Origin of the sequence: Nodosilinea sp. P-1105 (assembly GCF_012911975.1) — a bacterium.
In the GTDB taxonomy this organism is placed as follows: Bacteria; Cyanobacteriota; Cyanobacteriia; order Phormidesmidales; family Phormidesmidaceae; genus Nodosilinea.
Genome location: NZ_SMDQ01000115.1, coordinates 1 through 7451 on the forward strand (window position 1 = coordinate 1; position 7451 = coordinate 7451).

Genomic DNA, 7451 nt, shown 5'->3' on the forward strand with positions numbered 1-7451 from the left:
ACTCCCTATTTTTTGTCCTTCCTATTCTCTCAAAGCATTGTCCCCTGAAGCTTTGAGTCCCCTTGTCACCCGCTAAGGGAATCGTCATCATGCCCCAGGATTCTCCAGCGATCATTCTGGCCATGATGGCCAGTGCGATCGCCGCTCAGCTGCCAGCCTCCGATCCGGCCCTGTTACCGACGGTGATTATGGGCCTGGCGATCGCCACCGGAGTCGTGGGTATCGTCTGCTTTTTACTCGGCTCCTTCAAACTCGGCAATTTAATCCGTTTTATTCCCTATCCAGTTGTGGGTGGCTTTCTGGCGGGTACCGGCTACTTGCTCGCCCAGGGTGCCTTCAACGTCATGACGGATCAGTTTTTTAATCTAGCGGATTTACCGGTTTTACTAACCCCAACGATAGCTGTACGTTGGCTACCCGGCTGCGCCGTTGGCCTGGCTTTGGTCGTGTTGCTGCGCCGCTACAACAATGTGTTTATCATGCCGGGCATTATCGTTGGCAGCACCCTGGTGTTTTATTTGACTCTGTGGCTAACTCGAACACCCATCAGCCACGTCCAGGAGTTGGGGCTGCTCTTTGGCGATTTCCCTAAAGATGGGCTGTGGCAACCCCTGCATTGGTCAATGCTGACCCAAGTCAACTGGGCACTCATTTTTGGTCAGGTCGATAAAATGGCCACCGTGACACTGCTTTCAGTAATTGCTCTTTTGCTGAACGTGTCGGGTATTGAGCTGGCTGCCCGTCAGGATATTGATCTGAACCGGGAACTGCAATCAACCGGGATTGCCAATGTGATTGTTGGCCTCGGCGGTGGCATCGTGGGTTTTCATGCCCTGGGTCTATCGGTTTTAAGCTGCGCCAAAATTAATGCCAAAAGTCGCCTGGTAGGGGTGCTCGCCGCCAGTATTTGTGTTGTTACCCTGCTGCTGGGGGATACGTTGGTCACGTTGTTTCCGAAGCCGGTGCTCGGAGGGGTGGCTCTGTTTTTGGGTTTAAGTTTTCTGGTGGAGTGGGTCTACGACGCCTGGTTTAAGCTGCCGAAAACAGACTACGGCATTGTTATCTTAATCCTGTTTGTAATTGCCACCGTTGGCTTTTTACAGGGGGTCGGCGTCGGCATCGTCGTCGCCATTGCCCTGTTTGTCATCAGTTCTAGCCGAGTCAACGTCACCAAACACATTCTCTCCGGTGCCACCCACCAGAGTCACAGAGCCCGCAGCTTACCCCAAACCCGCATTCTTCAGGAGGAAGGCGATCAGATCTACATCCTCGATTTGCAGGGGTTTCTCTTTTTTGGCACGGCCAATGCCCTACTCAAGCGCGTTCAAGACCGGCTGAATGATGACCGGCTCACCCCTCTAAAGTACGTCGTCCTTGACTTTCAGGCGGTCAACGGACTCGACTCTTCAGCGGTATTGAGCTTTGTCCGCCTCAAGCAGCTCTTGCAGCAGCAGGAAGTCAAACTGGTGCTGACCCACCTGAGCCCAGCGATTCGCACCCAGCTCAAGCGGGGGGGATGCCTGCTGCCAGATGACCTGGCTTGTCAGGCGTTTGCCGATCGCGATCGCGGTCTGGAATGGTGCGAAAATGACCTGCTGGGTGTGATCCCGCTACGACGTGCCCGCACCATCCCCATGCTCATTCAGCTCAACGATCTGTTTCCTGACCGTGATGCCGCCGCTGAGTTTGTCGATTACCTGGAAGAATGGGACGCTGAACCCGGCGAGTACGTTTATCAGCACGGACAGCCTGCCGATGCCATTGATCTGATCGAAGTGGGGGAGGTGACCGTGTACCTGGGTGGGCAACAGGAGCAAGCCCATCGGATTCAAGCTCTTGGAGTGGGTAATGTGGTCGGAGCCGTGGATTTCTTCCGTCACTCGACTCACCAAACAACTGCGGTCATAGAAGTGCCCAGTACCCTTTATCGATTAACAACAGAGCGCTTCCAGCATCTAGAGCAAGAACATCCCGAGGTCGCGACCGCGTTCCAGGCGGCGGTGATTCAAATTTTGGGCGATCGCCTCACCTACGCCTACAAAGAAATTGCCGACTTGCTGCGATCGTAATTTCCTTCAACACACCTCGTGTCAGTGCTACGAACCCTCTGTTGAGAGTCTGGCACTGACTTTTTCTTTTTTTCAGAAAATCACAGCCTCAGAACTGCATACTCCGCCATCATCATCCGTATACCCCTTTAAGAGATCCTGCCTAAAAGGTTTTAAGCGCATTTCTTCCACAAAATTTTATCAACTTTGAAAGGGTGTTTTAATGTCTGACCGTACTGCATTTAGTCCTATCAAGTTTGGTAGCATCATCTACTTAAAGAATAAAAATAGCAATCAATATTTAATATCAGCCAATGCAGGTACCACCAAACGGTATTACTGGCCATACTTAAGCACCAACAGCAAAAAGAAAGTCGCTTTGCAGTTGGCACCCTCATCAGGTAAACGGGTTTCATTCATCCAGAGTGTGAATTGGTGGCTAAACCCATTTCAGGATCGTTCGAAATACTACGAGACTATCGAATTTGGCAATAATGACATCATCTCTGGCTCTATCCTAAAAATCAAAACGTCAGAGCCAAAAGTAGGTGATCATGATACTTTAGGCATTTTTAGAGACAGCGACAATTGCTACTACTGGGAAGAGGGGTATGACGACCTCAGACAGGGATGGCTGCTGACGAAAGTGGATGGTAAGGATGGGGAGCCTATCTGTGATGGCGATGAGGTTTACATTACCAACCTTGCTAAGAACAATCAGCGACTCGCAGTTGACGATCGCAATCAAGGCTATATCACCACCAAAGCAGAAGCCAGTGACTCGTGGATTTTGGAAAGAGCGCCCCAGCGGCAGATTGGGGAAGATGAGTGGTTTGCTTACTATAACGAGTTTCCTTACTTCTCAGCCGAGGCCGTCCGAGAAGGCTGCTATCCCAGGATTATGCAGCAGGCAAAGCCGACGGAAAAGGCAATTGTGTTGGTGCATGGCTTAACCGACTCACCCTATTTCATGACCGCGATCGCCGATCACTTTTTCAAGCTAAACTACAACGTCTATATTCCTCTCCTTCAAGGTCATGGCCTGAAGATTCCCAGTGGCATGGAAGGAGTTTCGTTACGTGAGTGGCAAGCCAACGTGAAATTTGCTGTCGATGCCGCGGCGGCTGAAGCCAAGCAAATTTCTATCGGTGGACTATCTACGGGGGGTGCCTTAAGCTGCTACATGGCAGCGAATCATCCCAAGACTGCTCACAAGATAACCGGAGCCATTTATCTGTTTTCTGCGGCCCTTCGCATTGCAGGCGGTATGGGAAGCGGCAATATCAAAGAGTCCTTGCTCCGCAGCTTTATGGCAAATCTGCTGGACTCTAAAGGGCCACTCATTGGTGAAAACCCTTATCGCTATGGACGGATGGACAACGATGGTGCCCGCGTGCTGTCCGAACAGATTAAAGAAATTGACGAACTCATTAAAACGCTGAGTCCTAAAAGTCCTTTTCCAAAACCAGTCTTTGCCGCCCACTCAGAATGGGATGATGCTGCTGCCATTCAAGGTATCGAAGCCCTCAGTCTAGTTTCTAATCTCGATCAATTCAGGTTTTTTCGCATCCAGAGAGAAGCGGCGGTCGGACATGCTGAGTTGGTTTTAGCCGCTCCAGTGAAAGGCGCGTCCCGTACTTTGGAATACCCGAACCCAAAGTTTGCCGAGATGATGGAGGCGATCACTGAATTTGATCTGGCGATGACAGAGAAAACTAACAAAGCGGGAAAGTTCCAGCTTCAGGCGCTACGCGATCGCCTTCAAGCTCAAGAAGATCTAAAGCAAGAAGAGCTACAAGAGGCCAACCAGGAGCAAACAGTCAAGGTTGATTCAATCGTCGAACATCATCGGCAGATTCTCGCCGATCCTCAGGCCCTCATCCGCTACGCAACCATCGCGCAAGCTGTCTATTATGATCCGCAGTCAGCCGCCCAACAGCTCAAGTCACTGAGCTGTGAACTAATTGATGAATCTGAACGGGTAGACACCTGGTTTCTCGATGGACTCCAGGCCATGTGTGTAAGGTATTCCCAAGGCGGTACCGACGAACTAATCGTGGCCTATCGAGGCACCGAAAAAACCAATCCTGCCGATCTAATCACGGATGGCGGTATCGGTGGGATGCTGGCCTCTTTTTCAGGGGACGACATTATCCGCGCCGTGATTCGTAGTGAAATGGCCGTTGATATGCAGCAAAGCGTCGCAGTGTCTGCTGCAGCCAAGGTAACCTTTGTAGGCCAAATTGCAGGGCGATTGGTCAATGCCATGAAGTATTACGAGGAGAAGGCCTGCCACTTAAATTTTGGACAATATCAAAAGATTACCGTAGTCGGCCATTCCCTCGGCGGAATGATTGCGGCCCATGTTGCCTACTGGGCTAATGTGAAATACGCACCAGACAAAATTCATTGTCATACATTTAATGCTGCCCCCGGGGCAAAGTACACCTCAATGGATGCAGAAGGCAATATTGTGTACGGAAAAATATATGGAGATATGGACAAAGATTCCCAGCATAATCCCCCCATTGCCAACCGTATCATCAACCACCGCATTATCGGCGATATTGTTAGCGGTCTTCCCCTACCCATTGGCACAGACGAGGAAGGATTTCCCTACGCCCATCTAGGATATATCTACAACTGGCGGCCCTTTGAAGCAGATTCTTACACCAGTATTGCGGTTCATTTCCTAGAGCGGTTTATTGAGGATCTCAAGTTTGAGACCGAGCATTTAGTTGGTATCGCGCCAGCACCTGTTGGAACGATTTACTGGTAGTCATTAAACAACGAAATCCAACACGTACACCTTTCTAATAGCTTGACAATCTGGGGAATGCTCATTGCAACGCTGCTAACTTTGAAAAAGCGATTGCCCTTAAACAACAAATAAAAGGGGCGATCGCAATTCTGTCAAAGTTGTTGGCCCTCACCCCCAACCCCTCTCCCAGAGGGCGAGGGGAGCCGATCCACCCTCTTGTTCCCTCTCCCCTCGGGAGAGGGCTAGGGTGAGGGGCTTCCGAAGGATCTGTGCATAAGTTTTGTCAGTCAATGAGGGTTTAACCTTAATCATCTCTATCACGTTTATCATCTCCATTACCTGTACTACTAATGTCTATTTCTTGCTTGATAGGCTGATCTGGTGTAATTGGGATTTCCCAACTGATAGGCTGATCGGACTTATTGCGACTGTTTTGAGCTTGGCCAAGTGTCCCAGTTGCAGAAATGGTTTCAATCCAGGTAAGTGAATCAGGTTTAAGCTGGGCTATTTCAAGCTGGCCAAAGACTAAAAACTCTAACCGCGATCGCACTTTGCCCCCGTCATAGTCAGAGCTTGCGCCAATCAGTTGAATTTGGCGAAAACGATGGCGGGTGGCGATGGTGGCGCTTTGGTAATGATGAGGTCTGTCTTCAGGTGGTTGATTGTTTTGAGATGATGGATTACATTTTGCCAGCCACCTTTGCTGATTTAGAGTAATTGACCCCGCGATTAGCGAGGTAAGCTGCTCGACTTTCATACTATTTTGCCCTACCAGGTCAATCCAAAATGCTTGCTGGAACTCGCGACTGTTTTGTTCCAGAGAGTGATCTTGGCGGATGGGCAAAAAGGTGATCTCGCCGTCATACATAGCTACGCAGGGCAAAGTAGGCGTACTCACCCGCTCTAGGGGCAACCGATGCCATTGCGCCTTGGGCACTATTTTTGCCAAGTCATCTTGCAGTCGGTTTTTGATCAGCTCAAGCAGTGAGTTAATCACAGTTTCAACAAATTAAAACATCAGGACATGTCAGGTTCGGCCACCAACTCAATGGGGTCTTCTTTTGCAGGAGTTGTCGGCGAACTAGTCTCTGTTTCAACATCGGCTAATTCTTCTTCCAAAACCTGAATAGCCCCGCTAATTCGCAGCAGCGTATCGCGAACACTGGCCTGCTTGACCTCAAGTTCGGCCATTACTTTTTGACCCGATTCATACTCGGCTTTGAGGACTTGGAGTCGTTGACGCAATTTATCGTACATAATTAAAGTCTTCAGTAAAAATTCATAGCCAACCATATAAGTGTCGAACAAGGAATGAGATCCATTAATTATCTCGAAATCTGGCTAAATACAAGTTATTTTTCGCATAAACTCACTTAACTATCCTACAGCAATGAATTCAAAAGATCTGTCAGTTTTATTGCCCGAGGAATTTCCACAAATTACATGTGCTTCATTTTCAGAAGTAAAAGTAACCACACAATTATCTTTGGTGTCGCCTCCCCAGCCATCTTTGCGATAATGCTGAGTTACCACAACAGTTGGTGCATGCAAAAAGGCAGGAGTAAAATTAATAATATATTTACCTTCCCCTTCTTTTACGACAGAAAAGTCTTTTCCTAATCTGATTTCTCCATTTTCCCTAACTGTTCCTCTCACCAGCCTTAGGCTACCTCCTTCGCTTGTTGGATGCGTAATAATAGGAGCATAAAGATTTTTTCTAATAAATTCTCGTACAATATCTGAGTTGTAATCTAATGATACCGAAACTTCAGCAGCTCTTGAAGAAGATGGCTTGTGTTGAGTTGCTACCTCGTGACATTTATTTTGTCCTTTCACAAATATCAGGATATATGCAGTTCGATACTTAAAAATAAGATCACTCGGACGACCCAACTCTGATCCAGATGTTGGACCTCTCTCTAATCTAAATGCTTGGGTTGAATTAATACTTTTAAGCAGCTTGTTTGCACTGGATGTACTCTCGGAGGGAGCATTTCTCACGGCATCCATAGACGCAATTATCACAAGATCTCCATATGTTGCATTAACATGATTATTAATCCAATCAGCCCATGTGTTCCAATTAGCTGGATTATCATAGACATCCTGGTGATGTTCAGTTTTCTTTACCTTGTCAGAGTTAAGGATAATTGTATTTAGTCCTCTGCGTGGGAGGGTAAAATTAATTCGATGGTTATTGATTCTAACAATAGGGGGGGAAGTACGAGTGCCTGAATTGCCGGATGCTGACACGAAAATCTTGAATGAATCAACACTAGCTTCAGTTTGGGAATGGTTGTCGATATAAACTTGGCCTGTGATAGAGAGATTACCTGTGATCGCAGCATCGCCGCTAACCTTAAGTTGCTCCGTGCTGGGTTCACCTCCAATGCCAATCTTACCGGTTAGGGTGCTGGTACCTGCAACAGTCAGTTTATTACTGGCACCTGTGATAGAGAGATCGCCTGCGATCGCAGCACTGCCTTTCACCTGTAGCTTTTCTGCATTGTCCCCTGTGGCTGGAGCAACGCCAATACCAACATTACCTGTTAAAGTGCTTGTTTTGGTTACCGTTAATGTCTTGCTTACTGATAGGCTATCAATCGCAGCACTGCCTTTCACCTGTAGCTTTTCTGCATTGG

4 protein-coding genes and 1 pseudogene are annotated in these 7451 nt (G+C 48.2%); 2 read left to right on the top strand and 3 right to left on the bottom strand.

Translation table 11 applies throughout. The features are described from left to right. Positions 1-89: 89 nt before the first annotated feature. Together E1H13_RS25680 and E1H13_RS25685 are read left to right on the top strand one after the other, a co-directional pair. Positions 90-2069 (top strand): SulP family inorganic anion transporter, encoded by a 1980-nt coding sequence (locus E1H13_RS25680; protein ID WP_169617816.1) that lies wholly within the window; start codon positions 90-92, stop codon positions 2067-2069. A 202-nt stretch (positions 2070-2271) separates the two neighbouring features. After that, positions 2272-4827 (top strand): alpha/beta hydrolase, encoded by a 2556-nt coding sequence (locus tag E1H13_RS25685; protein ID WP_169617817.1) that lies wholly within the window; start codon positions 2272-2274, stop codon positions 4825-4827. A gap of 286 nt (positions 4828-5113) precedes the next feature. On the opposite strand, the gene E1H13_RS25690 is transcribed toward E1H13_RS25685, so the two are convergent. From E1H13_RS25690 to E1H13_RS25700, 3 genes and pseudogenes are all read right to left on the bottom strand, one after another. Beyond that, positions 5114-5806 carry a hypothetical protein gene (locus E1H13_RS25690; protein WP_169617818.1) on the bottom strand — a complete coding sequence of 231 codons (693 nt, stop codon included), beginning with the start codon at positions 5804-5806 and terminating at the stop codon, positions 5114-5116. A gap of 20 nt (positions 5807-5826) precedes the next feature. Beyond that, a complete protein-coding gene (locus tag E1H13_RS25695; protein ID WP_240966862.1) occupies positions 5827-6117 on the bottom strand; it encodes a hypothetical protein in 291 nt (96 codons plus the stop codon). 69 nt (positions 6118-6186) lie between these two features. Further along, positions 6187-7451, bottom strand: a pseudogene (locus E1H13_RS25700) (hypothetical protein); the annotation flags it as partial.

Coding starts and splice junctions, on each gene's coding strand:
- E1H13_RS25680 (WP_169617816.1), top strand. CDS start 90: ATGCCCCAGGATTCTCCAGCGATCATTCTGGCCATGATGGCCAGTGCG.
- E1H13_RS25685 (WP_169617817.1), top strand. CDS start 2,272: ATGTCTGACCGTACTGCATTTAGTCCTATCAAGTTTGGTAGCATCATC.